Genomic DNA, 23,428 nt, shown 5'->3' with positions numbered 1-23,428 from the left:
ACCGGCGAAGTTGTCAAAATCTTGGCCAGCAACCGCCATTGATTTTTTCGAACTGATACCATTTGGCAACAGATCACGAAACCGACCGGACCAAATCACCAAGCCCGCCCAGATCCGGCAGGGTGCGGTACCGTGGATGACCCGTCGGCGCATCTGCTGCCTCGATCTCCCAGACCAGCCCGTGTGGCACGTAGATGCCCCAACACCCGGCCCTTATCGGGGCGACAACATCCGACCGCATCGAGTTGCCGACCATCATCGCCGCAGCCGCGCCGTCGCCGTGACGGGCAAAGATGCTTTGGTATATTCCCGGCGTTTTTTCCGAAACGATTTCGACCGCGTCGAACAACTCGCCCAGCCCGGACTGGGCCAGCTTGCGTTCCTGGTCGATCAGGTCCCCCTTGGTGATCAGCACGACGCGATGCGTGCGGGCGACATCCTCGATCGCGGCACGGGCATGTGGCAACAATTCGATCGGATGGGCCAGCATGTCTTGTCCGGCCTCGATCAGGCGGCGTATCACATGGGCCGGGACCCGGTCCTGGGTCACCTCAAGCGCGGTTTCGATCATCGACAGGGTGAACCCCTTGATCCCATAGCCATAGCGCCTGATGTTGCGCTTTTCGGCGGCCAGAAGGCGGTCCATCAGATGGTCCCGACCGGCGTGATCGGCCAACAGGTCCGCAAAATGCGCCTGCGTCATCTGGAAAAACCTCTCGTTGTGCCACAACGTATCGTCGGCATCGAATCCGATCGTGGTCAGCCTGTCCCTGACTGGCAAAACGGCACCCCCTCTTTCCTCTGGTCGTCGGGACGTTATATAAGCCTTCAGGCAAACCGAAGCATGAATCGGAAAATCACAGCAAATGCGAACAGACCCGTGGATGATGTCTGACAATTCGGACGAGGATGGCGATACGTCAATCCTTACGCAGACGCGCCCCAAGACCAAACGCCCGCCGCTGTACAAGGTGTTGCTGCTGAACGACGATTACACTCCCATGGAGTTCGTCGTTCATGTGCTGGAACGGTTCTTTGGAATGAATCATGCCCAAGCCTTTGAGATCATGCTGACCGTGCACAAAAAAGGCGTGGCGGTGGTCGGCGTGTTCAGCCACGAGATCGCCGAAACCAAGGTTGGCCAAGTGATGGATTTCGCCCGCCGCCATCAACACCCGCTGCAATGCACGATGGAACGCGAAGAGTAACGCAGAACGCGTTGCAACGCTGCCCCGAACACCCCGCCCTTTGGAACCGCTCATGTCCCTTCGCCTTAGCCTAGCACTCGACAATGGTCTGGCTCTGGGTCGGCCGCTTTCGGTTATCGGGCCCACCCCGTCACATGACCTGACCCCGCTGCCGCGCGACACACAGGTGGTTCAGCCGTTCCGGCCGTTTCACGACCACTTTGAAAACCAGGGGTTTGCCGTGTCCGCCACGGGGCCGCAGCCCTGCCAGGATATTGTTCTGTTCCTGCCGCGCGCCAAGGCCCTTGCCCGGTCGATGGTGCAGCGGGCGAATGACACGGCCTCCGGGTGTGTGGTCGTTGATGGAGCCAAGACCGATGGCATCGACAGCCTGCTGAAAGACATCCGCAAGCGGGTCGCGGTCGAAGGCAGCATCGCCAAGGCACATGGCAAGATTTTCTGGTTCCGGTCCAGGCCGGGCGCCTTTGACGATTGGGCGGCACCCCAGGCGCAGACCGCCGATGGGTTTCACACCGCACCTGGCGTTTTCTCGGCGGACGGCATCGACCCGGCCTCAGCGTTGCTGCGCAAGTCGCTGCCCGGCGCCTTGGGCCCGCGGGTGGCTGACCTTGGCGCCGGTTGGGGCTATCTGTCCGCCTGCCTGTTGGCAGATACCAGCATTCAGGACCTGCACCTGGTCGAGGCCGACCACGTTGCGCTGGAATGTGCCCGGACAAATGTCGCCGACCCCCGCGCCCGGTTTCATTGGGCCGACGCAACCAACTGGTCCGCACCGGACCCGTTGGACACGGTCATTACCAACCCTCCGTTCCATACCTCGCGCGCTGCCGATCCGGCGCTGGGACAGGGGTTTATCACCAATGCCGCCCGCAACCTGTCGCGGTCCGGCAGCCTGTGGCTTGTTGCCAACCGGCATCTGCCCTACGAGGCCACGCTGAATGACGCGTTTTCCCGCGTCGATGAGATCGCCGGAGACAATCGGTTCAAGGTGTTCCACGCCTCTCGCCCTCGCAGGTAAACCCGGTTAACCTGCGCCGAAATTCAGGAGAAAGAGCATGTCCTTTTCCATAGCTGGCAAAACAGCGATCGTAACCGGGGGGGCCAATGGCATCGGTCTGGCGATTGGACGCCATTTCGCCGATTCCGGTGCCAACGTCATGTTTGCGGATATGGACGAAAAACGTCTGGTCGAAGAACTGGGCGAACAGGCAGATGACAGCAACATCCGCTTTTTCGCAGGCGACCTGCGCGAAAAGCTGACCATTGCCAACCTTCTTTCGGCCACGCTGGACGCGTTCGACCAGGTGGACATCCTGCTTAATGGCGCGCGGCAGGTCATCCCGTCCGATCCGCTGGATGCCGATGACGACTCGGTGCGCACGCTGCTGAACCAGAACCTGATGCCCGCTTTGCGTCTTAGCCAACTGGTGTCGAAACGCATGATCAAGCAGGCCGGTGACGATGATGAAAACCCGGCAGGTTCGATCATCAACCTGTCCTCGATTGCGGCGCGGCGCACCCACCCGGACCTGATGGCCTATTCGGTTTCAACCGCCGCGCTGGACCAGATGACCCGCTCGTTGGCGGTGGCCCTGGCGCCAAGTCGCATCCGCGTGAATTCAATCGCCCTGGGCTCGGTCATGAGCGCGTCGCTGCAATCCACGCTGAAAGAAAACCGCGACTTTCGCGACGACATCGAAAAGCACACACCCCTGGCCCGGATCGCAGCCCCCAACGAATTGGTCGAAACGGCCCAGTTTCTGGCCTCGGACGCGGCCGGGTTCATGACGGGGCAAATCCTGACCATCGATGGCGGCCGAACGTTGCTGGACCCGGTGGCGGCACCGGCGCATTGACCCTCATGTTCGATACCGAGAAAAACACCGCCTCAGCCTGGTTTCGCCAATTGCGCGACGATATCGTCGCAGCCTTTGAAGCGCTGGAAGACAGTCACACCGAGGGTCCGTTGTCGCAGGCCGATCCGGGCCGGTTCGAAGTCCGGACCACAAGCCGCCAGTCCGACGATGGTTCGGACGCGGGTGGCGGCCTGATGTCGGTCCTGCGCGGAGGCCGCGTTTTCGAAAAGGTCGGCGTCAATGTCTCGACCGTTTACGGCACGCTGGGGCAGCGCGCGCAACAGGCGATGGCTGCGCGAAAGGGTATTCCGGGCATGACCGAGGACCCCAGGTTCTGGGCCTCGGGCATCAGCCTGGTGGCCCATATGCAGAACCCGCATGTGCCCGCTGTTCACATGAACACACGGATGTTCTGGACGCCCCATACCTGGTGGTTCGGGGGTGGGTCCGACCTGAACCCCTGTATCGAATACGACGAGGACACATCCCATTTCCATGCCACCCAAAAGGCCCACCTGGACCCGCATGGCCCCGGACATTACCCGCGTCTCAAGGCGTGGGCCGACGAGTATTTCTATATCCCGCACCGCAAACGCGCGCGCGGTGTCGGCGGGATTTTCATGGATGATTACTGCACCGGCGACTGGCAGGCGGATTTTGGATTGACCCAGGATATTGGCCGGGCGTTCCTGCCTGCCTTTGTACCGCTGGTCGAACAGCGCCGGGTTCAGGACTTTACCGAAACCGACAAGGACACCCAACTGGTTCATCGCGGGCTTTATGCGGAATATAACCTGGTTTACGACCGCGGCACCAAGTTCGGGCTGGAAACCGGGCACGACCCCGACGCGGTGTTGATGAGCCTGCCGCCCCTTGCCAAATGGGTCTGATCCGGCATCACCGGAAACCAAGGTCCATGATATTGTCAAAGCAATAGCTTTGCGCGGTTCCCGCTGACATGTTTTCCCCGGCGCGCTTGACTGTGATCGAATAGCTTTCGCTGGTGTCGGCCCCCTCGGGCGCGGTCAGGGCAAACTGCACCCCTTTTTTGCCGGGTTTCGATACGGATGGGCCGTAGGCCTTCCAGACATAGATGCGCTGGTTGCCCTTGGTCCCCAAGCCCCGGATCGCGTAATCTCCGGCGCCGCACCAATATGAAACCGGGGCCGAGGTGCCATAGCTGACAATCTCGAACACGCCGTTTTCCAACTGGGCGACCTCGGTTCGGTACCCCATCCTGACACCCGCCCCAAAGCCGATGGACTGCGCGAAACCGGGCGCGGCCGTCAGCGTTACCAATGCCATGATCATGAAACGTCGCATCTGCCCAACCCTGTCGCCGCAATTGTCACATGGGGAATAATACCCCCCAATCGACCCGAGGCAACCCGCAGGCGCTAGCCCCCCGACGCGCCCTCGGGGATATGCCCGCCAACATTCTGCGGCGACAATGCGACCGTCTTGATCACCGCATGGCAACGCTGACCCTCGTGCAGGCCCAGCGCAGACACAGACCGGCGGGTCACGCGGGCCAGCACGACCCCGGCCGCGCTGCGTACCGAAACGATCGCACCCGGGCCGTCGCCTGACCTGATCGCCTCAACCGTGCCTTCCAGAATGTTCAGGGCGGAAAGACCTTGGGGTTTTGCAAGGGACAGGATGACCTCTTGCGCCGGAATTCGGATGCGCAGTGTCTCGCCGACGCGGTGCGGGATGCGCGGCAGGAACAGGCAGGCCCCGCCCGCGTCCAACTGGGTCAGGCCATCAGAATGATGCGCGGCGACACGCACTTGCAGGACGGCGCCAATGGCACGCACCCCCGCCGGGGCGACCGATGGGTCCGACAGCACTTCGGATGCGGGGCCGTGGCGCTGCACCTTGCCGTCATTGAGAACAACAACAGATGTTGCAAGCCGCGCCACTTCGTCCGCGGAATGGGTCACGTAAAGGACCGGCACCGAGATCTCGTCGCGCAAACGCTCGAAATAGGGCAGGATCTCGGCCTTGCGCGCCTCGTCCAGCGACGCCAGCGGTTCGTCCGCAAGGATCAGCCGCGGGCTGGCCAGCAGCGCCCGGCCAATGGCGACGCGCTGTTTTTCACCCCCCGACAGCAATGCGGGCCGCCGGTCCAGAAGATGGCCGATCCCCAGCATTTCAACCACCTTGTCCGGGTCCTCTCGCCGCGAAGCCCGCGGGGCGAACCAGCGCCCATAGGCCAGATTTTGGCGCACGGTCAGGTGCGGGAACAGCCGCCCTTCCTGAAAGATATAGCCCAGACGCCGCCGGTGCGGCGGCAGCCAGCGGTTCTTTTCGGTGTCGAACAGAACCCAGTCGTCGATGGCCATACGCCCCGCCTCTGGGCGCAGCAGACCCGCAGCGGCATTGACGATTGTCGTCTTGCCCGACCCCGAACGCCCGAACAGGACGGTAACCCCCGGCGGCGCGTCAAAGCTGAGGTCCAGGCTGATCCCCGGCAGGCTGTGCTTGAGGCGGACCGAAAGGCTCATGACCCGGCCACCCTGGCCGCCGCGCGCCGACCGACCCATTCGGACAGCAAAAGCGCCGACATCGCGACGATGATCGAGATGATGACCAGCCGGGTCGCAGCGGCCTCGCCGCCCGGTACCTGTAGAAAGGCATAAACTGCAGACGGCAAGGTCTGTGTCTGGCCGGGTATGTTCGACACAAAGGTTATGGTGGCGCCGAACTCTCCCATCGCTTTGGCAAAGGCGAGGATGGCACCGGCAATAATACCCGGCACGATCATCGGCAGCGTCACGGTCGCAAACACCATGGGGCGCGATGCCCCCAGCGTCGCACCAGCCTGTTCAAGCCGGGGGTCCACCGCCTCGATCGACAGCCGGATGGCGCGTACCATCAGCGGAAAGGCCATGATCCCCGCCGCCAATGCGGCCCCGGTCCAGCGAAAGGCCACAACGATGCCCAACTCGGCCAGGGCCTTGCCCAAAGGGCCCTGAACACCAAAGGTCATAAGCAAGAGGTATCCCGTCACAACAGGCGGCAGGATCAGCGGCAGATGCACCAGCCCGTTCAGAATCTGCCGCCCCGGAAACCGCCAGCGCGCCAGCGCATAGGCAACGAACACCCCAAATGGCAAGGACACCAGAGTTGCACAAAGGGAAACCCGCAGCGAAAGCCGCAACGCCTCGGTTTCTACCGGTCCCAGCCAATCCATCCGCTCAACCTCCGGGCAGGGAAAACCCCTGCCGTGTGAATAGGGTCAGGGTTGCGTCTTCTTGCAGATAGTCAAGAAACTGCCGCGCCTCTGGCGACGCACCGGACGTCATCGCGGCTGGGTAAACAATGGGCGGGTGCAGCCCGTCGGCAAAGGTTCCGATCACCCGCACGCGGTTCTCGGCCACGGCGTCTGACCGGTACACGATCCCCAACGGGGCCGCCCCCGTCGCAACCAGCGCCAAAGCGGCGCGCACGTTGTCGGCCTGCGCGACGCGGTCGCGGACGCCGTCCCACAACCCCAGCTCCTGCAGCGCGGCCTTGCCGTATATCCCGGCCGGAACCGCATCGATCAGGGCCATGGCGAGATATCCGTCACCCAGTTCCTGCCGCAGATCGAACCCCGGACCGATCCGGGCCTGTTCCTCAGGCCCTGCCGCACCGATCAACACCAGGCCATTGCCCAGAAGATCGACCCGTGAAGAGGGGTCGATCAGGTTCAGACCCTCGAGGAAATCCATCCAGTCCGCATTTGCCGAAATAAACAGGTCCGCCGGGGCACCAAGCTGTATCTGCCGCGCCAGAACGGATGTCGCGGCATAGGAAATGGTTACCCCGGCCCCTGTCTGCTTCTCAAATGTTGCTGCGGCTTGGTCCAGCGCCGTCTTGAGGCTTGCAGCCGCAAAGATCAGCACGCCTTCCGCGCAGGCCCGTACCGGCATCGTTGCCAGCGTGCACAAGGTCAATACCGCGATCAGGCAGCGGTATGCGCTGGATTGCATCCCGTGCTCTCCTGTTCGGAAGGTTGCATTCCTACCGGGAATATCGGAGCGGGGGTAGCACAGGCAAGCTGAATTCAACGGCCGCCCCGTCCTGGCGCGCCAAAAACGGTTTCCCGTGACGCCCGGAACGCCTGACTATTCATTCCTGTGGCGACGCCGCGCGGAAACTGCCATTGATGGCGCAAACTAAATTTTGCAGGGCCGGCGGATCGGCGCGCTGCCGAAGCACAAAGGGAAATATCCATGCTGCACGAAACCCCCGGCCTGATCGAGGCCATCAGGTCCAGGTTCGCCCATGTCGACCATTGCCCGTTTCAAGGCCCGCGGATTTTCTTTGAAAACGCAGGCGGCGCGCTGACGCTGAATTCGGTGGTTGAGACATCGGCCAGGTTTGCGGCCATCCCGGACAACCAGGGGCGGGACAACGCGGCCAGCCACGGCCTGGTGGACATTATCACCAAGGCAAAAGCCGACCTGTCCGTGTTCATGAACGCACCCGAGGGGCAGTTTTTTGTGGGCGAAAGCGGCACCGAGCTGCTGTTTCGCCTGATCCGCACCGCCTGCGTGAATGCCCCGCGCGGCAGCAAGGTCATTGGCAGTTCGATCGAACATCCCGCCAGCCGCAGCGCCGCCCGTCGCTGGGCCGGGATTGCCGGGCTGGACTATGTCAACGTCCACCACGATGACGCCACGGGGATGGTGACGGCGCAGGACTATCGCGCCTGCCTGACGCCCGATGTCACGGTCGCGACGATCCTGCACGCATCTCCCGTGACCGGTATGGCAATGGACGTGGCCGCGATTGCGCGCGAAATTCGCACTGTCTCGCCGGACTGCATCATCATCGTTGACGGCATCCAGCACGCCGCGCATGGCCAGATGGATATCGACAGCTATGGCGTCGACGGCTATGCGATCTCGCCCTACAAGGTGTTTTCGCGCCACGGCTACGGTGTCGCCTGGCTGTCCGACAGGCTCGGCGCCCTGCCCCACGACCAACTGATCGGCGCGCCAGCGCAGGGCTGGGAATTCGGAACGCGCGATACCGGCGCCTATGCCACGATGTCTGACGTGGTGGCGTATTTCGACTGGCTGGGCACGCAGGTTTCGAACAGCACAGACAGGCGCGAAAGGATCAAGGCGGCAGGCCAGGCGATCCACGCCTATGAGGCCCACCTGACGGGCGCGATGATCAATGGCACCGGCAACCTGCCCGGTTTGCGAGACATGGACCACGTCACCATCCTGGCCGGTGCAGACAACCCCGCGCGCGAGGGGCTGGTGTCGATCGTTGTGCGTGGCATCCCCTCGGAACAGGTCGTAACCTGCCTGAACTTGCAGGGCATCCGAACCCATACGCGCAAGGCCGATCATTACAGCGGCAACGTGCTTGATCCGCTTGGTCTTGACGATTGCATCCGAATTTCCCTGTGCCACTACAACACCGAGCACGAAGTCGCTCAGCTGCTGACTGCATTGAAAGAGATAAGCACCTAGGGCCGGGCAGTTCCCCAAACTGAAATAATTTGTGCCGGACCCTCTTGCGCCCGCGCGCCGCCTTGGCTACATCCCCCCTCACGGGTGATTAGCTCAGTTGGTAGAGCGCTTCGTTTACACCGAAGATGTCGGGAGTTCGAGTCTCTCATCACCCACCATCCTTTTCCTGTACTGTCGTGTATATCCGCCCGGAACCGCGGGCGAATATCGGCTGTGGGCGCGAATGACCAGCAGAACGGTTGACCCTGGGTTGGTCGCGGTGCTTTATCGCGGATATCAAAGGGAGACTATTCAATGTTCGACAACGTCAAATGCCTGATTGCAGCCGTCGCCGCATCGGTGACCATGGCCGCACCAGCGTCGGCCGAAACGCGCGTTACCTACAAATCTGCAAAGGCCGGTACGTCCTATTACCAGATGGGCGTTCAGATTGCCGAGGCCATGAAGTCCGGATCGAACGGAGATATCATTGTCACCATCGAAGAAGGCCAGGGATCGGTCCAGAACGTGATGGAGGTGCGCGCGCGTGGCGGGGACTATGTCTTTACGACGCCGCCGGTTCTGGTCAGCCTGGCCCAGGGCGGCAAGGCCATGTTCGAAGGCAAGGGTGATCCGTCCTTTGACGAAATCCGCGCCCTGTTCCCGATCCCGTCGCTGACGATGCACTTTGTGGTTTCCGACGACAGCGGAGCAACCAGCTTTGACGAACTGGAAGGCAAGACCATCTTGCTTGGCAAGGGCAGCTTTGGCGCGCGCGAAGGTGAAAAATACCTGAACCTGTTTGGGCTTGAGGGCAAAGTGAACATCGCCGACGCAGAGCTGTCGAACGCGGTTGCCGCCCTTAAGAATGGCCAGATCGACGGGTTCGTGACGGCCGGTTCCTGGCCCGCACCGAACGTGGTCGAGGCGGCGGCATCGACCGGCGTCAAGGTGCTGTCCCTGACGGACGACCAGATCGAACAGACCAAGCGCACCCGCCTGGTTATCCCGGCCGGTACATATGCCGGGCAGGACGCGGATATCGTGACGACCTCGTTGCCTGTTGTTGCATTCACCACCACGAAAATGGACGACGAAACCGCATATCAACTCACGAAAACCTACTGGGAAAGCAAGGCCGCCATGGCGGATAGCGCCGCTTGGTGGGGCGGTGTCGACAGCGGATTGATGGACAGCATCACCGGTAAGATCCACCCCGGCGCGATCCGCTATTACGAAGAAGCGGGCATTGCGCTGACCGACGACCAGAGATAAGGCGTACCTCATCGAAAAATGCAAAGGCCGGGCCTGATTTGGCCCGGTTTTTCTGTCGGAAAGGAACATGTCGTGAGCGGATCAACCGACCTGCCGACGACGCCCGGCCTGCGTGCCGTCTGGATCGTTTTGGCATTGATGCTCGTGGTTTTTCACATCGGTCTGATCTTTTGGGGTCTGGTGCCGAACCTGGTCAGCCGCCCTTTGCACCTGGCGTTCATTCTGCCTTGGGTGTTCCTGTTTGGCGTCACCGGCTACAGGCGGCTTCTGACAGGGGGCCTTTTGTGCGCAATCGGGGTGAGCGCCGCCATTTGGGTCGCAGCAAACCACGAACCATTGGGCGATCAGTACGGATTTCTGGAAAGCCCCTTTCAGGTCGCCGTCGGGTTTTCCCTGTTGGCCGTCATCATCGAAGCCGCCCGCCGTGCGATCGGCTGGCCCCTGCCGACGGTCGCGGCTTTGGCGCTGCTTTATGCGTTTTTCGGTCAGCACATCCCCGGCGAATTCGGCCATTCCGGGATGCCGTTGCGCTCATTCCTGGGGTCCATGACCATTGCCGAAGGCGGTATCTGGGGCAGCCTGACGGCGGTTTCCGTTGGCGTGGTGTCGATCTTCGTGATCTTCGGCGCGGTGCTGAATGCCGGTGAGGCCGGACAAGGGTTCATGAACGTCGCAGCCGCAGCGGCCGGTCGGCTCAAGGGGGGCGCGGCCAAGGTATCCGTTTTGTCCTCAGCCCTGTTCGGGTCCATCTCGGGCTCGGCCAGCGCCAATGTCGCATCCACCGGGGCCATTACCCTGCCGGCGATGACCCGGTTGGGGTATCCCAAGCGCCTGGCGGCCGGGGTCGAAGCGGTTGCAAGCTCTGGCGGGCAGATCATGCCGCCGCTGATGGGCGCAGGCGCCTTTGTCATGGTCGAGCTTACCGGCGTTCCTTATACACAAATCATGGGGGCCGCTTTGCTGCCCGCCATCTTGTACTTTCTGGCGGTCTGGATCGGGATCAATGCCTATGCGACCCGGTTCGACCTAAAGGGGCTGGACCCGTCGCAACGACCGCAACCGCGGGATGTCGTCGTGACGTCGCTGTTTTTTCTGGTGCCTTTCACCCTGCTGATGCTGGGGATGTTCTGGGCCGGGTACACGCCGCAATACGCGGCCTGCATGGCGATACTTGCCGGTGCGCTGTTGCTGGCAATCGACGGGCGTCTGAAATTCAGCGCAACCAAAACTGCCAGCCGCGTTACCGAAGCCCTGGTTACCGCAGCCCGGCAAGTGTCGATGATCGCCGCGATTATCTTTTGCGCATCGATCATAATCGGCGTTTTGGGGGCAACCGGGTTGGGCGTCAAGATCACGTCCGTAATCCTTGAGGGGTCCGGCGGGGTGTTGTGGGCCTCATTGTTGTTGACGGCATTCGCCTGCCTGATACTGGGGATGGAAGTGCCCACGACGGCAGCATATGTCATTTGCGTATCGGTTGCCGGTCCGGCCTTGATGCAACTGGGTCTTGAACCGCTGCAAGCACACCTGTTCGTCTTTTGGTTCGCCCTCTTGTCCACCATCACCCCGCCCGTCTGCGGAGCGGTTTTCATCGCCGCAGGAATGGCTGGCGAGAACTGGATCAAGGTCGCGGTGACGGCGATGGCACTGGGCGTGGGCCTGTACCTGATCCCGGTGGGAATGATTACCTGGCCGCAATTGATCCGCCTGCCCAGCGACCCCATTGGCGCATTGACGGCCTTTTTCGCACTGGCCATAGGATTGGGAACACTTTCCTTTGCCCTCATAGGGCGCGTCAATCTGGTGTTCAGGGGCGCAATGGCCCTGTTCAGCGCAGCCGTGATCCTGGGTCCCGTCCTGGTGTGAACCATCCGCCAGTTCAACACGTCGGTTGACCTGCAATGGTCAGCCGGATTGCCCGGATCATCACCCCGGAGGCGCGCAGAATACAAGGCACTGATATAACTGGCGATCCCGGAAGGACTCGAACCCTCAACCTGCTGATTAGAAGTCAGCTGCTCTATCCAGTTGAGCTACGGGACCGTTGCGCTCTTCTTGCTGCTTTTACGATCCGGGTTCAAGGGCCAAGCGCATGAAGGCACTGTTGGGGTCCGCGTCATATCCAAAGATCGGTCCGCAATAGCTGTAGCCCAGCGACTCGTACAATTTGCGGGCGGCGTCATATTCCGGCAGATGCGCAGCGCCGGTTTCCAAAACCAGGGCCGAAACCCCGTCGGACTGCGCAATATCGGCCAGGTGGCGCATGATCCTGCGCGCAAGTCCCCGGCCACGGGCGGCCGAGACCACATGAACCGATTTCACCTCGGCGGTCCCATCGGGGAGCGCCTTTAACGCGCCGCACCCGACAGGCGTTTCGCCCTCGTAAATCGCCCAGAACCGTATCCCGGGCGCACGCAGCGCCTGTGTATCCAGCGTGTGATTCGATGTCTGTGGCGTGGCACCCCAACTGTGGCTCAGATGGGCCTGTATGATCGGGCGCAGATCATCCGCGCCGGGATCGGCCGGACAAATCCGGATCATTCAGTGGGTCCAGGGGCCGCGTCGGTCCGTGGCAAAGTTTTCGCCATATCCACGCGGGCGCAGATTGGGCTTGCGCTTGTGCGGTTCGATAACCTGCGCGTCGATACCATGATCCGCGGCATAGCTCATCGCGTCTTCTTTTGTATCGAATTTCAACCGGACCTGCGTTTGCGTATCCGAAGACGATGTCCACCCCATAAGCGGGTCAACTTCGCGCGACGATGCCGGGGCATATTCCAAAACCCATTGCCGCGTCTTTGCCATCCCCGATGTCATTGCATTTCTTGCAGGCTGGTAAATCCGTGCGCGCATGTCGCCTCTCCGTGCTCACTTGGCTGGCCCTGTTTATGCGTCAGCCAGCGCGCGGGGACAAGATTGCAATTGTCACAGTTAACAAACTGTCGCCCTCGCGTGGTAGACTGGCTGTGATTTTCTTTAAACCATTGGAGGACAGCATGTCTGGCACAGCCTTTTCCGTAAAAGTCGATCGCGTCGTAGACGGGGATACGGTGCGCGTTTTCCTGGACGACACCGCAGAGAAAAGCGAAAGCCTGCGAATCCTGTCGCTGGATACCGAAGAGGTATTCGCCGGCAGCAAACCCGTGACCCCATTGGGGCAGATGGCCTCGGACCGGGCGAAAGAGCTGATCCAGCCGGGCGATACGGTCAGGCTGATCCTGCCGGGAACAGAACCCCGAGAAGAGGCATTGCGGAAATACCGGGGCAATTTCGGCCGGGTGCTGTGTTACCTGGAACTGGAAGACGGCACAGATTTCCAACAGGTGATGATCCAGGAAGGGATGTCGCCCTATTTCCAGAAATACGGCTATGCCGAATTCGCCCATCTGCACGACCGGTACCGCGAGGCCGAACGAAAGGCCCAAACCCAAAAGCTTGGTGTTTGGGACCAGGTCGCACATAACGGGTCAGTCATGCGCAACTATGCCGCGCTGACCACATGGTGGGACCTGCGCGCCCGGATCATCGAGGGATACCGTGATATCAAACGGCGCCACCCCACGATCAACCTGTTCAACACGCGCCTTGATTACGACCGCCTGGTCGAGATTGCCAAGGCCGGTCAGGAAACCACCGTTTTCATCGAACTGCGCGATTTCACCCCCACATCCGGGGACCACATCCTGTTCAACACCGGCAGCCTGACCCAGCCCTATCAGGTCTTTGTTCCGAACGGGAATGTCGGCGGCGGAGAGGACATCATGAACCTGATCCTGACCCGCTATCGCGCCGATGGCGAGGATCGCCCGCGCCGCTCTTACGCTTATGTCACCGGCCCGACCAAGATGTTCCCCGACAATGAAACCGGCCGCCCCGAAATCGTGGTGACAGACCCCGCCCAGATAACCGACTGGCCGGATGTGGCGCTGGAACGGGCCGGTTTGGCCGGTTGAGGCAACTCAGGGGTTGCGCGCGGACAAAATAAGAACAAATGTATGGGGCCGAAGCGGAGCCTGCCCATGCCCTATGCCCATTCTGACAAGTCCCAGCTGACCGCCGAAGACGTCCGCGCGCGCCTCAAGCTTGAAGGTGGCAGGCAATTTGTCATGCATACCGACTTTGCCCCGGCGGGCGATCAACCCACCGCGATCAAGGAACTGGCGGGCGGCGTGCTGGACGGCGAACGCGACCAGGTTCTGCTGGGGGCAACCGGGACGGGCAAGACTTTTACCATGGCCAAGGTGATCGAAGAAACGCAGCGCCCGGCGATCATCCTTGCCCCCAACAAGACGCTGGCGGCGCAGCTATACGGCGAGTTCAAAGGGTTCTTCCCCGAAAACTCGGTCGAATATTTCGTGTCCTACTATGACTACTACCAGCCCGAGGCTTATGTCGCGCGGTCCGACACCTATATCGAGAAAGAATCGCAGATCAACGAACAGATCGACCGGATGCGCCACTCGGCCACGCGGGCGCTGCTGGAACGGGACGACGTGATCATCGTGGCCTCGGTATCCTGTATCTATGGTATCGGTTCGGTCGAAACCTATGGGGCAATGACGCAGGACCTGAAGGTTGGAAACGAATACGACCAGCGGCAGGTTATGGCTGACCTCGTGGCCCAGCAATATCGCCGTAACGATCAGGCATTTCAGCGCGGGTCCTTTCGGGTGCGGGGGGATTCACTGGAAATCTGGCCCGCCCACCTTGAGGACCGCGCCTGGAAATTCTCGTTCTTCGGCGAGGAGTTGGAAACCATCACCGAGTTCGACCCGCTGACTGGCGAACGAGCGGCGACGATGGAGCAGGTGCGCGTCTATGCGAACTCGCATTACGTGACGCCGAAGCCAACGATGCAGCAGGCGATCATCGGGATCAAAAAGGAACTGCGCATGCGGTTGGACCAATTGGTGGGCGAGGGCAAATTGCTGGAAGCCCAACGTCTGGAACAGCGCACCAATTTCGATCTGGAAATGCTTGAGGCCACCGGCGTCTGCAACGGGATCGAGAACTATTCGCGCTACCTCACGGGCCGCGCACCGGGCGAGCCGCCCCCGACCCTGTTCGAATTTATCCCCGACAACGCGATTGTCTTTGCCGATGAAAGCCACGTCAGCGTGCCGCAAATCGGCGGCATGTATCGGGGGGACTATCGGCGCAAGTTCACGCTGGCCGAACACGGGTTCCGGCTGCCGTCATGTATGGACAACCGCCCCCTCAAGTTCGAGGAATGGGACGCCATGCGCCCGCAATCCGTCTTTGTCTCGGCCACCCCTGCAAAGTGGGAGATCGAACAAACCGGCGGCGTCTTCACAGAACAGGTGATCCGCCCCACCGGCCTTCTGGACCCCGAGGTCGAAATCCGCCCCGTGTCGATGCAGGTGGACGACCTGCTGGACGAGGTGCGCAAGGTCACCGCCAACGGGTTCCGCACACTGGTCACCACGCTGACCAAACGCATGGCCGAAGACCTGACCGAATACCTGCACGAACAGGGCATCAAGGTGCGCTATATGCATTCGGATATCGACACGCTGGAACGTATCGAAATCCTGCGCGACCTGCGGCTGGGCGCATTCGACGTGCTGATCGGCATCAACCTGCTGCGCGAGGGGCTCGACATTCCCGAATGTGGTCTGGTCGCCATTCTGGACGCCGACAAAGAGGGCTTTCTGCGGTCCGAGACCTCGCTGATCCAGACCATCGGCCGCGCCGCGCGCAACGCCGAAGGCCGCGTGATCATGTATGCCGACAAGATCACCGGTTCCATGGAACGCGCCCTGAACGAGACCAACCGCCGCCGTTCCAGGCAGATCGCCTATAACCAGGAACACGGCATCACGCCCGAGACCGTTAAGAAAAACGTCGAGGACGTTCTGGCCGGGCTTTATGACGGCGACGTCGACATGAACCGCGTCACCGCCACCATCGACAAACCGATGCACGGCGCCAATCTCGAAGCCCATCTGGACGGCCTGCGCGAGAAGATGCGCAAAGCCGCCGAGAACCTGGAATTCGAAGAGGCCGCCAACATCCGCGATGAGATCAAACGCCTGGAAGCGGTCGATCTGGCCGTCGCCGACGACCCCATGGCGCGCCAATGGGCGGTCGAGAAAGCGTCAGAGGACGCGGTTCGGTCGAAGGGACGATCAACGGCCGGACGGCCGGGGCAGCGGGGTGGGAATGTGAAGCGGCGGAGGGGGTGATCTTGCATAAAACCGAAACGATGGTCTAAAGTCGTTAATATATTTTATATATTCTGGAAGATAGAAATGGCTTGGTATGATCACAAAATCTCGATTGCTGCTGCGTCAGCAGTAATAGGTGCAATCTGCGCGATTTCTTCCAATTATTTTATTACCTCAAACAAAATTTCGCAAGAGTTTGAGGATTGGAAGGATAAGCTAACCTTCGAGCGGTCACATCAGGAGAGAATTAATAGAATTAATCAGCTCAAAGAATTGCAAATTTCCTTCTTGCTAGCAGCTAATCATCTGGCCAAACTGAAAACCCTACTTCATGAATATGCATTTAACGAAGCCTTAGCCTACGTTCAACCAGACTATATTTTCTCAGAACTTTCAGAAGCCGAAGAAGTTGTAGCTTTCAATGACCTGAAAGCACAACTGGCAGACGCTCGGCAGCGACGGGAATCCATCGACTCCGACATGGCCGCTTCTGATGCGGCGTTTAGAGGTAGCTTTAAATCAATAGTGCAGACTCACGAACAAAACTGCGTGACTGAACTCAATCAGGTTCCAAGGTTGTTTGCGAAAGAAATTCACGAGCACGACAGCTACGCATATGAGCTTTATACCTTCATTAAAAGGGAACAGGGAAAATGGAGAAACCAACAAGAAGCTCACTATGCCATATCAAGTTGGTCTAAATTTGGCCAACTTATGGATTGGAGCGAATTGGAGTTGGCTTTCGATAGCGCAATGCTTGAATGTTACAAACCATTGAGAGTGCCTCTGATTTCGAAAAAATGACGGATGTAGCAAGCGTTGGATTGGTTTCCAACCCATTCAGCCGAGAACATTCGATTGATAATGGTGTAAGAACACAATCCTACACATCGCTGCCACTTCTACCCTTACGGCCCTGCACCCGATCCTCCACGTTTGAAATCACAAATTGTGATTCCAAACGGTTTCCATGACGAATACCCTGCCCAGCACCCATGAGGTCCAAAGCGCCATTCACCGTGTGCGAGGCAATCGCGTGTTGCTGGCCGAGGATCTAACGCAACTCTCAAGAAAACCCTTCAGCGCCCAGGATCACCGCCCCTAAACCCCCAATTCCGCCCGCAACTTCTTGGTCAGTTTCGCAACAACCAGATCATACGACGTCACGATATGCTCTCGCAGCGAGGCATCGCTCATCCCGCGCGCCTCATAGACCTGCAGCCATTTCATGCCCCTTGAGGCCAGATAGGGTGCGGGGCGGATGCCGGGCTCATCGCCCAGCACTTCGAACGCCAGGTCGGTGGCCTTGAAGGTGAACGCGTCCTTGCCGTCGTTCCAGCCGCATATTGCAAAGACCTTGCCGCCGACTTTCCACACATCTGCATTGCCCCATTGCACCACATGGCTGGTGGCCCTGAGCGAGGCGCAAAACGTATTGAATTCATCGCGGGTCATTGCCCAACCATGGCGGTCGGCAATCGGCAAGGCAAGCCCGGCGGGTCGGCGCGCGCGGTTTGCGGGGTCATGCGCTCGGGCTGCCTGGCTTGGTCGCGAGGGGGCTTGGGCGCTGATTGGGAAACAAGGAGTGCATGGGGACCTGGCTTTGGCTGGCGGCGGCTGGCTTTTGCTGGGTACCTGTGGTCCTCTTGCTGACCATAGATACGCATTTGCCGCGCGGCGTCAAGCGAAAAAGTTATTAAAAACAAATAGTTGACAGAACTTGTCGGGAACCGCCGGCCGACCCTATCCGGGCAACGTAAGCTGCAGCACATCCCCGCGAAAGGTTCCGCGCATGAACCTGTCACGCTCTGCCACGGGCGGGTATGTCTCGCTCCAATCCCGGAAACGGTCATTGGATACGATTGGAACGCCCAGTTTCAATGCATCTTCTATCAACAGCGGGTCCGCAGGCGTTCCCTTGGGGGCGACGAATATCCGACGCTTTGAATACCCAAGGGCGCGCGCCAGCCTGTCGGGGCCCATATACCGGTCGGCCACCAGGTATCCGACATTGGCATCAAACCAAAGGATCGGCGCGAACCCTTCCTCTTGCAAAAGATCCAGCGCCAGGCGGACAGTTTCCAGCCTGGGTGTTTCCTTGTCCCAGTACAAAACGTTGGACCCATCGACGACAACCCAGTTCGTCCTGCGCCGCAGAAGCCGCTGCAGCAGCAAAATCGCGCCCAGAACGCATCCAAGCGCCCCGCAGATCAGGGGCAGGTTCAACACCGGGCCAAATGTGGAAACGGACCACAGCACGACCGAGGCTGCGCCAAGAAGAACAAAGAGTGCAACAATCATAGGTGGAACTTATCACCAACGATAGAGCTTGCAAGACGCGCAGCGTCGAACGCTCAGGGTCGGACGAATTTTGCTCCGCCCACCATGCGCGACCCGGTATTCTCGGATTGCCGGGGGGCGTTGAAAGACGGCTTGGCCGTCCCGCCGGATTCGCAGGCAACCCCGTTTCCGTCTGGGTCGTTCCGGGCATGATACCCCGGCTGCCCCTTGTGCATTTGCCCCAGACCAACCGCATGCGCCGCGTCACAACCCGCCAGGGCAATCAGGTGCATCAGGGCTTCGGTCCGTTCAAAGTCGGACGTCCGCATATACACGCCAAAGGCGATCGCAGCGGTGGTCAGCGGCAGGGCAAGAACCATCGTGATGATGCGCAGGGGCGACAGCGCCTTTCGGCGCGTGGCATCCGCACGGCGATGCCGTTGAATTATCCGCGGGTTGGGGGGATCGTTTTCAGGTGTCATCGGATCAAGCGTCATGGGCGTGAGTTTAGCCACGCTATGTGGCAAAGCCGAGGCAAGGTGATGACACAGCCGTCTTTTTCGGATGCGTCAAAGACGCCGTTTGCTGCCGGATTGCTGGTGCTGCCGAGGGCAGGCTCTGCTAAGCAGGGTCTGCCATGCAAAACGACTACAACCCACCGCGCCCTGCCGATCCGTTTCGCCCCGCCGACGACGCGGCCCGAGAACTTGCCCACGCGCTGATTGGCGATGCCACACATGCCGCGCTTGCGGTGCAGCGCCCCGGAACCACCGCGCCCTCGGTCACAAGGATTGCGCTGGCGACGGATGATCTTGGCACCCCGGTCACGCTGATTTCAACACTTGCCGAACATACCGCCGCCCTGCAGGTCAACCCTGCCTGCGCGCTGTTGATTGGCCAGGCCGGAGACAAGGGCGACCCGCTGACCCACCCCCGGCTGACCCTGCATTGCCGGGCCATGCCGATATCGCGCAGCAGTCCGGAACATGCGACCCTGCGCAAGCGGTTCGTTACCCTCAGACCCAAGGCCAAACTTTACGTGGACTTCGCCGATTTCAGCTTTGTCCGGTTCCAGGTACAGGACGGGTTACTGAACGGCGGCTTTGGCAAGGCGTGGCGCTTGTCGGCTGCGGATTTAGGCGGCGCTCAACGAACGACGTGAACCGCGCATTTCGCGTGCCGCACCACATGGGTCGCGGTTGATCCCAACAGAAGGTCCTGCATTCCCGGGCGGTGCGAGGCCATGATGATCAGGTCCGGTGTATTGACCTCGGCCCAGTCCAGGATCGTGCGCCCGGAATGACCTTCCACCACCAACCCTTTCGCGCCGGGCAGCTTGGCGGCCAATGTGTCCAATTCGGTCTGGATCGCCTGGCGCGCTTCGGTCAGATACTCTTTCGGCATATACGAAATCGCATAGTCCGGAATATGTTCGACCACGTGCAGCAAGGTGACCTGGGCATCGGGCGTCGCCAGCAAATTGGCCAATTTCAAAGGGCCCGAAATGTCCCGGTCCACATCAAAGGAAATCGGTACAAGAATGTTGTGATACATGGCTCGCGCCTCCGTGTTTTCGCAAGCTCAGAGTGACTTGATCAGCCTGTTGCGACCTTGATTCAGGTCAGGAGCCCCCAAAGATTTCGGCGACATCATACATCACCGGCTCAAAGCTTTTGCACAATTCGTTGATCTTCCGGTTGCGGTTGCGCATCTCTGGCGTACGCAGCATCGCAAGGAAATCTTCGCGGCGTTGCCATTGCGAATAGTTCGCGATCCGGGTTTGCGCATCGTTGACGTGCAGACCGGCAGCAACAAAACCGGGTTGTTTCGAGATGAAACTTGCATAGGCATCTGTCAGCGCCTCAAGCAAATCCTGACATGTTCCCGGCGTCATCTCGAATGTCGTAATGACCGTTTGAATATTCGTGCTTTTTGATATTTCTGGCATCTGGAACCTCCATTGGCTGCCTTCAGCCTAGCACATGTTTTTGAAACGTCGCGTGTTTCCTCGGCCTCGCCCTGTGATCTGTGCCCCGGTCTTCGCACGCGCTAACGATCCGTTAACCAAGCTTACCGATGCTGCCCCCATGGGTCGCTTGGGTGCCATTTTGCTGTTCGTCTTTCTGGCATCCGGTCCGGCCGACGCCGGGGCCTGGCTGCGTGACAAGGACAAGGGCTTTACAGCGGTGTCAGCCACCGTCTTTCAGGGATCCGACAGCGGCTATACCTATAAGACGTCGCTATACGGGGAATGGGGGTATCGGCCAAAGCTGACGCTTGGGATCGACGCCGAAGAAAGCCACGACCTGCGCGGGCACGCGCTGATCTTTGGCCGCATCCCTATTGCCGATTTCGAAACATCCGGACGACTGGCCGCTGAATTTGGGGTCGGGGCCCATCATTACGGAACGCGGACCTGGGCGATGTACAAGGCAACGCTGTCCTATGGCAAAGGCATCCAGTCGGCCTGGGGGAACGGATGGCTGGCGATTGATGCAGCGCTTGAATACCGCTCTCATGCCGCGCTGGTCCGAAAGCTGGATTTTACCGCCGGTCTTTCCTCTGGTCGTCGCTTCGACCCCCTTCTGCAGATCGAAACGTCCCATGCGCCTGGGCATGCGTTTTACTGGAGCGTTCGGCCCTCGGTCATGATCCGGGTACCCGGCAAGGGCAATACATGGGTCCTCAGCGCCGAGCGAAACGCCGGGCATGATACGACCGGCGTCAAGCTTGCGTTCTGGCGGGACTTCTAAGCCCAAGGCATGGGCTGCCCGCGTCAGCAGGCAACCCGTGACCCATCAGTTTTCGATGCGCATCGTTACGGAAACGGTCCCGCTGACACTTTCGGACCAACGCAATTGCAGGTCGGCATTGTCGCTGCCCTGTTGCAGTTCGACATAAGGAACAACATATCGCGTTGCGTTCAGCACGGATTTCAGCGCGCCCAGCGCGACCACGCTGTCACAGCTGCGCGCCTTGCCGCCAAACGGCAACCTTCCATCCGAGCTTACAAGCCAGGCCTGCGATGCCGCATTCTGCGCGTGCCGCACCCTCAGCGGATTGGCGCTGTGCGTGGTTACCCCGTGGAAGGTGTTGTTTTCAAAGGTCACGTTCACGTATCTGTCACGATCAAGGTCGGCAAAGGTGGTATCGACCTTTTCAACCCGGTCAATCGTGCCATTGCTTGTGCGAAACTTGTTCCCGGTGACGGCGAGCCCATTCAAAAAATGCCCGCTGCCGTAGGGGCGCACGACAAGATAGCTGAACCAGGGCGCCACATCGCTGCAGTAAAAGATGTTGTCGGTGATGCTGAGCGCACTAAAGGAATATCCGGCTGTAAAATCCGGGGCCGAATCCCTTTCGTTTGTCCATTCAACAAAGCAATTGTCGACGTAATTCTCGGCAATGGTCGAACTGTTATACCCCCCGATCATCACCAGCCCGGCGTTTCGCACACCGCTGGGCACTGCATCGCCCTGGAAAAAGTGGTTGCCCAGCACAAGGTTGTTATCCCCGCCCAAAACGGCAAAATGGTGAAACCTCACGGCCCGGTTGTGCCGCAGCTTGACGTCATTGGCATTGGCATTCAGCGCAATCGAGCTGCGGTCGACGACGTCAAACGACTCTTCGCTGGACAAAAACTGGCAACCGTCGATCAGCATGCCCTGGCACCCGGTGCCGATGGACGTGATCCCCCGATCTTTTGGACGGCTGACAAAACAGTTCTTCAGCACAAAGGTGCTTCCCGATGGGGCCAGGCGAATTGCGCTGCTGCGCCCGTTGCACTGAAATTCGATGTCTTCCATACCGAACTTTTGCAACGCGCTGAACCCGCCGAAATCCAGCAGGTACTGGAACTGAACAAAGGTGAAGGTCTGGGTGCCCGCCGCGTCATGAAGCGGCGCGCTGAGGGTGATTTCCCCGGCACCCTCATCCTTGGAACGCACGTAGACCTCTCGTCCAACGCCACTGCCCTGGACCAGGGCGCCTTTCGGGATATTGGCGACATTTGCAACATTGGACAGCTTGAAGGGGTCCGCCGGGTCATAAGTCGCGACCGAGGTAAAGCTCTGACTGTCCCAGGATGCGCTGCTTTTGACGTCAAACTGACCGTTGCGCACCACGCGCCGTGTCGAATAGCTGTCCCTGTTGGGCACTGCTGCCTGCATGTCGATCGGCGCGCTGACCGCAACCTTGCGCCCGCCCATGTCCAGGGATTCGTGATCGGAATTGTTGAGCAGCGCCTGAAACGCCTTGCGAAAGGCCAGCGCCTCGTCACCAAAGGCCGAGATATAGCTGGGCAAATCGAAATTCTTGGTCAGCAGCAACATCGAGTCATCGGCCATCGTGACCGTGCCCTCAAAATCCACCTCCGAGACCAGGCTCAGCGTTTGGCCCAGAAAGAACGCTCCCTCGGGCACGTAGACCTTGCGCCCCCCTGCCGCCTGGTCGGCCGCCTCGAAGGCTGCTGACGCGTCGGTTACGCCATCTCCAACGGCGCCAAAATCGACCACGTCGACCACGCCGATCATGTCCCGCAGAAAGACATTGGTCACATCCGCAATCTCGATATCATCAACGCGGACAACGGCACCGTTGCTGCCTTCGATATCCAGACCGAAGTGACCGTACAGCACGGATGTGTTCCACGGCAAGTCTACGCCCGCGCGTTGGCCGGTTCCGACGATTGCCGTGATTTCGTGTATGGCGCCGTATTCCGTCAACTGTGTCGATGGGCCCTGCTCGGCCGGGCCGGAAACATGCAGCTCGCCCGCTCCGCCTGCCCAGGCGGAAATGCGTATCTCGGGCAAGGGACCGCTGATCGCTTTTACCCGCGCCTTGATCTGCAGGTAACACCCCGGCAACAAGGGGGTCTGGCCCATGTATCGCAATTGCTGGACCGTATCGACCTTGAGGATTTCCAGGCATCCACCGAAATCCGCATCTGCCGGAACAAATGCCCCAGAGCCCGATCCGTCATAGGTCGGCGAACCCGGCGTCCCATCGCCGCTGGACCACACGTCCAGCCCATTGGAAAATTCAGGCGGCGTGAAAACGATACCGTCGGTGATTGCCTTGTTCATAGAAATCCCTTTCCCAATCGGGATGCGTCAGGCTGCACCCCGTCAAAACCCCATGTTCAGAGTCACCCTGAACGCGAAAGTCTG

25 protein-coding genes and 2 tRNA genes are annotated in these 23,428 nt (G+C 60.1%); 13 read left to right on the top strand and 14 right to left on the bottom strand.

Annotation, left to right across the window (positions count from 1 at the left end; translation table 11 throughout):
• Positions 1–73 precede the first annotated feature (73 nt).
• Positions 74–781 (bottom strand): HAD family hydrolase, encoded by a 708-nt coding sequence (locus tag ACXAG8_RS18055; RefSeq protein WP_475230407.1) that lies wholly within the window; start codon positions 779–781, stop codon positions 74–76.
• Between the two features lie 85 nt (positions 782–866).
• Between ACXAG8_RS18055 and clpS the strand changes: the two genes are divergently transcribed.
• From clpS to hemF, 4 genes are read left to right on the top strand one after another with little or no spacing between them, the layout of a single operon-like run.
• Positions 867–1,208 carry an ATP-dependent Clp protease adapter ClpS gene (clpS, locus tag ACXAG8_RS18050; RefSeq protein ID WP_475230402.1) on the top strand — a complete coding sequence of 114 codons (342 nt, stop codon included), beginning with the start codon at positions 867–869 and terminating at the stop codon, positions 1,206–1,208.
• Between the two features lie 52 nt (positions 1,209–1,260).
• Positions 1,261–2,226, top strand: a complete 966-nt coding sequence (locus tag ACXAG8_RS18045; protein ID WP_475230399.1) for a class I SAM-dependent methyltransferase — start codon at positions 1,261–1,263, stop codon at positions 2,224–2,226.
• Between the two features lie 37 nt (positions 2,227–2,263).
• Positions 2,264–3,064, top strand: a complete 801-nt coding sequence (locus tag ACXAG8_RS18040; protein ID WP_475230396.1) for an SDR family NAD(P)-dependent oxidoreductase — start codon at positions 2,264–2,266, stop codon at positions 3,062–3,064.
• A gap of 5 nt (positions 3,065–3,069) precedes the next feature.
• Positions 3,070–3,954 carry an oxygen-dependent coproporphyrinogen oxidase gene (gene hemF / locus ACXAG8_RS18035; protein WP_475230436.1) on the top strand — a complete coding sequence of 295 codons (885 nt, stop codon included), beginning with the start codon at positions 3,070–3,072 and terminating at the stop codon, positions 3,952–3,954.
• A gap of 7 nt (positions 3,955–3,961) precedes the next feature.
• Here the strand turns inward: hemF and ACXAG8_RS18030 are convergent, their stop codons facing one another.
• The 4 genes from ACXAG8_RS18030 to modA form a co-directional block, all read right to left on the bottom strand.
• Entirely contained in the window at positions 3,962–4,387 is a 426-nt protein-coding gene (locus ACXAG8_RS18030) for a hypothetical protein (protein WP_475230393.1), read from the bottom strand.
• A gap of 74 nt (positions 4,388–4,461) precedes the next feature.
• Entirely contained in the window at positions 4,462–5,571 is a 1,110-nt protein-coding gene (modC, locus tag ACXAG8_RS18025; protein WP_475230390.1) for a molybdenum ABC transporter ATP-binding protein, read from the bottom strand.
• Positions 5,568–6,260, bottom strand: coding sequence for a molybdate ABC transporter permease subunit (modB, locus tag ACXAG8_RS18020; protein ID WP_475230387.1), 693 nt, complete (start codon positions 6,258–6,260; stop codon positions 5,568–5,570). Before modB ends, modC begins: the two co-directional genes overlap by 4 nt.
• A gap of 4 nt (positions 6,261–6,264) precedes the next feature.
• Positions 6,265–7,041: a molybdate ABC transporter substrate-binding protein gene (modA, locus tag ACXAG8_RS18015; protein WP_475230384.1), complete on the bottom strand. Its 777-nt coding sequence runs from the start codon at positions 7,039–7,041 to the stop codon at positions 6,265–6,267.
• A 243-nt stretch (positions 7,042–7,284) separates the two neighbouring features.
• Here modA and ACXAG8_RS18010 point away from each other — a divergent pair, with 243 nt between their 5' ends.
• The 4 genes from ACXAG8_RS18010 (at position 7,285) to ACXAG8_RS17995 (ending at position 11,658) form a co-directional block, all read left to right on the top strand.
• Positions 7,285–8,538, top strand: coding sequence for an aminotransferase class V-fold PLP-dependent enzyme (locus ACXAG8_RS18010; protein ID WP_475230381.1), 1,254 nt, complete (start codon positions 7,285–7,287; stop codon positions 8,536–8,538).
• 82 nt (positions 8,539–8,620) lie between these two features.
• Positions 8,621–8,696: transfer RNA gene (locus ACXAG8_RS18005), tRNA-Val, on the top strand.
• 136 nt (positions 8,697–8,832) lie between these two features.
• Positions 8,833–9,792 carry a TAXI family TRAP transporter solute-binding subunit gene (locus ACXAG8_RS18000; RefSeq protein ID WP_475230378.1) on the top strand — a complete coding sequence of 320 codons (960 nt, stop codon included), beginning with the start codon at positions 8,833–8,835 and terminating at the stop codon, positions 9,790–9,792.
• A gap of 138 nt (positions 9,793–9,930) precedes the next feature.
• On the top strand, positions 9,931–11,658 hold the full coding sequence (locus ACXAG8_RS17995; protein WP_475230432.1) for a TRAP transporter permease: 1,728 nt from the start codon (positions 9,931–9,933) through the stop codon (positions 11,656–11,658).
• A gap of 100 nt (positions 11,659–11,758) precedes the next feature.
• On the opposite strand, the gene ACXAG8_RS17990 is transcribed toward ACXAG8_RS17995, so the two are convergent.
• The 3 genes from ACXAG8_RS17990 to ACXAG8_RS17980 all read right to left on the bottom strand — a co-directional run bounded on the left by ACXAG8_RS17990 (position 11,759) and on the right by ACXAG8_RS17980 (position 12,645).
• Positions 11,759–11,835: transfer RNA gene (locus tag ACXAG8_RS17990), tRNA-Arg, on the bottom strand.
• Between the two features lie 21 nt (positions 11,836–11,856).
• Positions 11,857–12,333, bottom strand: coding sequence for a GNAT family N-acetyltransferase (locus ACXAG8_RS17985; protein WP_475230375.1), 477 nt, complete (start codon positions 12,331–12,333; stop codon positions 11,857–11,859).
• Entirely contained in the window at positions 12,334–12,645 is a 312-nt protein-coding gene (locus ACXAG8_RS17980; protein ID WP_475230368.1) for an ETC complex I subunit, read from the bottom strand.
• Positions 12,646–12,788: 143 nt separating this feature from the next.
• Here ACXAG8_RS17980 and ACXAG8_RS17975 point away from each other — a divergent pair, with 143 nt between their 5' ends.
• The 3 genes from ACXAG8_RS17975 to ACXAG8_RS17965 all read left to right on the top strand — a co-directional run bounded on the left by ACXAG8_RS17975 (position 12,789) and on the right by ACXAG8_RS17965 (position 16,784).
• The gene (locus ACXAG8_RS17975; RefSeq protein ID WP_475230365.1) at positions 12,789–13,745 is read left to right on the top strand and encodes a thermonuclease family protein; all 957 of its coding nucleotides are present in this window, start codon (positions 12,789–12,791) and stop codon (positions 13,743–13,745) included.
• A 66-nt stretch (positions 13,746–13,811) separates the two neighbouring features.
• Positions 13,812–15,998, top strand: coding sequence for an excinuclease ABC subunit UvrB (gene uvrB, locus ACXAG8_RS17970; protein ID WP_475230362.1), 2,187 nt, complete (start codon positions 13,812–13,814; stop codon positions 15,996–15,998).
• A gap of 66 nt (positions 15,999–16,064) precedes the next feature.
• On the top strand, positions 16,065–16,784 hold the full coding sequence (locus tag ACXAG8_RS17965) for a hypothetical protein (RefSeq protein WP_475230359.1): 720 nt from the start codon (positions 16,065–16,067) through the stop codon (positions 16,782–16,784).
• Between the two features lie 297 nt (positions 16,785–17,081).
• Here the strand turns inward: ACXAG8_RS17965 and ACXAG8_RS17960 are convergent, their stop codons facing one another.
• The 3 genes from ACXAG8_RS17960 to ACXAG8_RS17950 all read right to left on the bottom strand — a co-directional run bounded on the left by ACXAG8_RS17960 (position 17,082) and on the right by ACXAG8_RS17950 (position 18,757).
• The gene (locus tag ACXAG8_RS17960) at positions 17,082–17,435 is read right to left on the bottom strand and encodes an MmcQ/YjbR family DNA-binding protein (protein WP_475230356.1); all 354 of its coding nucleotides are present in this window, start codon (positions 17,433–17,435) and stop codon (positions 17,082–17,084) included.
• Positions 17,436–17,723: 288 nt separating this feature from the next.
• The gene (locus ACXAG8_RS17955) at positions 17,724–18,281 is read right to left on the bottom strand and encodes an NYN domain-containing protein (protein ID WP_475230353.1); all 558 of its coding nucleotides are present in this window, start codon (positions 18,279–18,281) and stop codon (positions 17,724–17,726) included.
• A 53-nt stretch (positions 18,282–18,334) separates the two neighbouring features.
• Positions 18,335–18,757 carry an excalibur calcium-binding domain-containing protein gene (locus ACXAG8_RS17950; protein WP_475230348.1) on the bottom strand — a complete coding sequence of 141 codons (423 nt, stop codon included), beginning with the start codon at positions 18,755–18,757 and terminating at the stop codon, positions 18,335–18,337.
• Between the two features lie 140 nt (positions 18,758–18,897).
• Here ACXAG8_RS17950 and ACXAG8_RS17945 point away from each other — a divergent pair, with 140 nt between their 5' ends.
• Complete coding sequence (locus tag ACXAG8_RS17945; RefSeq protein WP_475230344.1) at positions 18,898–19,422, top strand: HugZ family pyridoxamine 5'-phosphate oxidase; 525 nt, start codon at positions 18,898–18,900, stop codon at positions 19,420–19,422.
• Here the strand turns inward: ACXAG8_RS17945 and ACXAG8_RS17940 are convergent.
• Positions 19,407–19,814, bottom strand: a complete 408-nt coding sequence (locus ACXAG8_RS17940; RefSeq protein ID WP_475230341.1) for a universal stress protein — start codon at positions 19,812–19,814, stop codon at positions 19,407–19,409. The two genes, ACXAG8_RS17945 and ACXAG8_RS17940, sit on opposite strands and share 16 nt — an antisense overlap.
• 67 nt (positions 19,815–19,881) lie before the next feature.
• Positions 19,882–20,208: an antibiotic biosynthesis monooxygenase family protein gene (locus ACXAG8_RS17935; RefSeq protein ID WP_475230338.1), complete on the bottom strand. Its 327-nt coding sequence runs from the start codon at positions 20,206–20,208 to the stop codon at positions 19,882–19,884.
• Positions 20,209–20,347: 139 nt separating this feature from the next.
• On the opposite strand from ACXAG8_RS17935, the gene ACXAG8_RS17930 reads away from it, so the two are divergent.
• Positions 20,348–21,013, top strand: a complete 666-nt coding sequence (locus ACXAG8_RS17930; RefSeq protein ID WP_475230335.1) for a hypothetical protein — start codon at positions 20,348–20,350, stop codon at positions 21,011–21,013.
• A gap of 45 nt (positions 21,014–21,058) precedes the next feature.
• Here ACXAG8_RS17930 and ACXAG8_RS17925 read toward each other — a convergent pair whose 3' ends face one another.
• On the bottom strand, positions 21,059–23,344 hold the full coding sequence (locus tag ACXAG8_RS17925; RefSeq protein ID WP_475230332.1) for a glycosyl hydrolase family 28-related protein: 2,286 nt from the start codon (positions 23,342–23,344) through the stop codon (positions 21,059–21,061).
• Between the last annotated feature and the right edge of the window lie 84 nt (positions 23,345–23,428).

The organism is Ruegeria sp. ABD4_443 (assembly GCF_056160865.1).
Note: the sequence above shows the minus strand (reverse complement) of the source record. Positions and strands in the feature narration are given on the sequence as shown.

What these genes read in the sequence shown, in the direction of transcription:
- clpS (WP_475230402.1), top strand. Translation starts at nt 867, where the DNA reads ATGCGAACAGACCCGTGGATGATGTCTGACAATTCGGACGAGGATGGC.
- ACXAG8_RS18045 (WP_475230399.1), top strand. Translation starts at nt 1,261, where the DNA reads ATGTCCCTTCGCCTTAGCCTAGCACTCGACAATGGTCTGGCTCTGGGT.
- ACXAG8_RS18040 (WP_475230396.1), top strand. Translation starts at nt 2,264, where the DNA reads ATGTCCTTTTCCATAGCTGGCAAAACAGCGATCGTAACCGGGGGGGCC.
- hemF (WP_475230436.1), top strand. Translation starts at nt 3,070, where the DNA reads ATGTTCGATACCGAGAAAAACACCGCCTCAGCCTGGTTTCGCCAATTG.
- ACXAG8_RS18030 (WP_475230393.1), bottom strand. Translation starts at nt 4,387, where the DNA reads ATGCGACGTTTCATGATCATGGCATTGGTAACGCTGACGGCCGCGCCC.
- modC (WP_475230390.1), bottom strand. Translation starts at nt 5,571, where the DNA reads ATGAGCCTTTCGGTCCGCCTCAAGCACAGCCTGCCGGGGATCAGCCTG.
- modB (WP_475230387.1), bottom strand. Translation starts at nt 6,260, where the DNA reads ATGGATTGGCTGGGACCGGTAGAAACCGAGGCGTTGCGGCTTTCGCTG.
- modA (WP_475230384.1), bottom strand. Translation starts at nt 7,041, where the DNA reads ATGCAATCCAGCGCATACCGCTGCCTGATCGCGGTATTGACCTTGTGC.
- ACXAG8_RS18010 (WP_475230381.1), top strand. Translation starts at nt 7,285, where the DNA reads ATGCTGCACGAAACCCCCGGCCTGATCGAGGCCATCAGGTCCAGGTTC.
- ACXAG8_RS18000 (WP_475230378.1), top strand. Translation starts at nt 8,833, where the DNA reads ATGTTCGACAACGTCAAATGCCTGATTGCAGCCGTCGCCGCATCGGTG.
- ACXAG8_RS17995 (WP_475230432.1), top strand. Translation starts at nt 9,931, where the DNA reads ATGCTCGTGGTTTTTCACATCGGTCTGATCTTTTGGGGTCTGGTGCCG.
- ACXAG8_RS17985 (WP_475230375.1), bottom strand. Translation starts at nt 12,333, where the DNA reads ATGATCCGGATTTGTCCGGCCGATCCCGGCGCGGATGATCTGCGCCCG.
- ACXAG8_RS17980 (WP_475230368.1), bottom strand. Translation starts at nt 12,645, where the DNA reads ATGCGCGCACGGATTTACCAGCCTGCAAGAAATGCAATGACATCGGGG.
- ACXAG8_RS17975 (WP_475230365.1), top strand. Translation starts at nt 12,789, where the DNA reads ATGTCTGGCACAGCCTTTTCCGTAAAAGTCGATCGCGTCGTAGACGGG.
- uvrB (WP_475230362.1), top strand. Translation starts at nt 13,812, where the DNA reads ATGCCCTATGCCCATTCTGACAAGTCCCAGCTGACCGCCGAAGACGTC.
- ACXAG8_RS17965 (WP_475230359.1), top strand. Translation starts at nt 16,065, where the DNA reads ATGGCTTGGTATGATCACAAAATCTCGATTGCTGCTGCGTCAGCAGTA.
- ACXAG8_RS17960 (WP_475230356.1), bottom strand. Translation starts at nt 17,435, where the DNA reads ATGACCCGCGATGAATTCAATACGTTTTGCGCCTCGCTCAGGGCCACC.
- ACXAG8_RS17955 (WP_475230353.1), bottom strand. Translation starts at nt 18,281, where the DNA reads ATGATTGTTGCACTCTTTGTTCTTCTTGGCGCAGCCTCGGTCGTGCTG.
- ACXAG8_RS17950 (WP_475230348.1), bottom strand. Translation starts at nt 18,757, where the DNA reads ATGACGCTTGATCCGATGACACCTGAAAACGATCCCCCCAACCCGCGG.
- ACXAG8_RS17945 (WP_475230344.1), top strand. Translation starts at nt 18,898, where the DNA reads ATGCAAAACGACTACAACCCACCGCGCCCTGCCGATCCGTTTCGCCCC.
- ACXAG8_RS17940 (WP_475230341.1), bottom strand. Translation starts at nt 19,814, where the DNA reads ATGTATCACAACATTCTTGTACCGATTTCCTTTGATGTGGACCGGGAC.
- ACXAG8_RS17935 (WP_475230338.1), bottom strand. Translation starts at nt 20,208, where the DNA reads ATGCCAGAAATATCAAAAAGCACGAATATTCAAACGGTCATTACGACA.
- ACXAG8_RS17930 (WP_475230335.1), top strand. Translation starts at nt 20,348, where the DNA reads ATGGGTCGCTTGGGTGCCATTTTGCTGTTCGTCTTTCTGGCATCCGGT.
- ACXAG8_RS17925 (WP_475230332.1), bottom strand. Translation starts at nt 23,344, where the DNA reads ATGAACAAGGCAATCACCGACGGTATCGTTTTCACGCCGCCTGAATTT.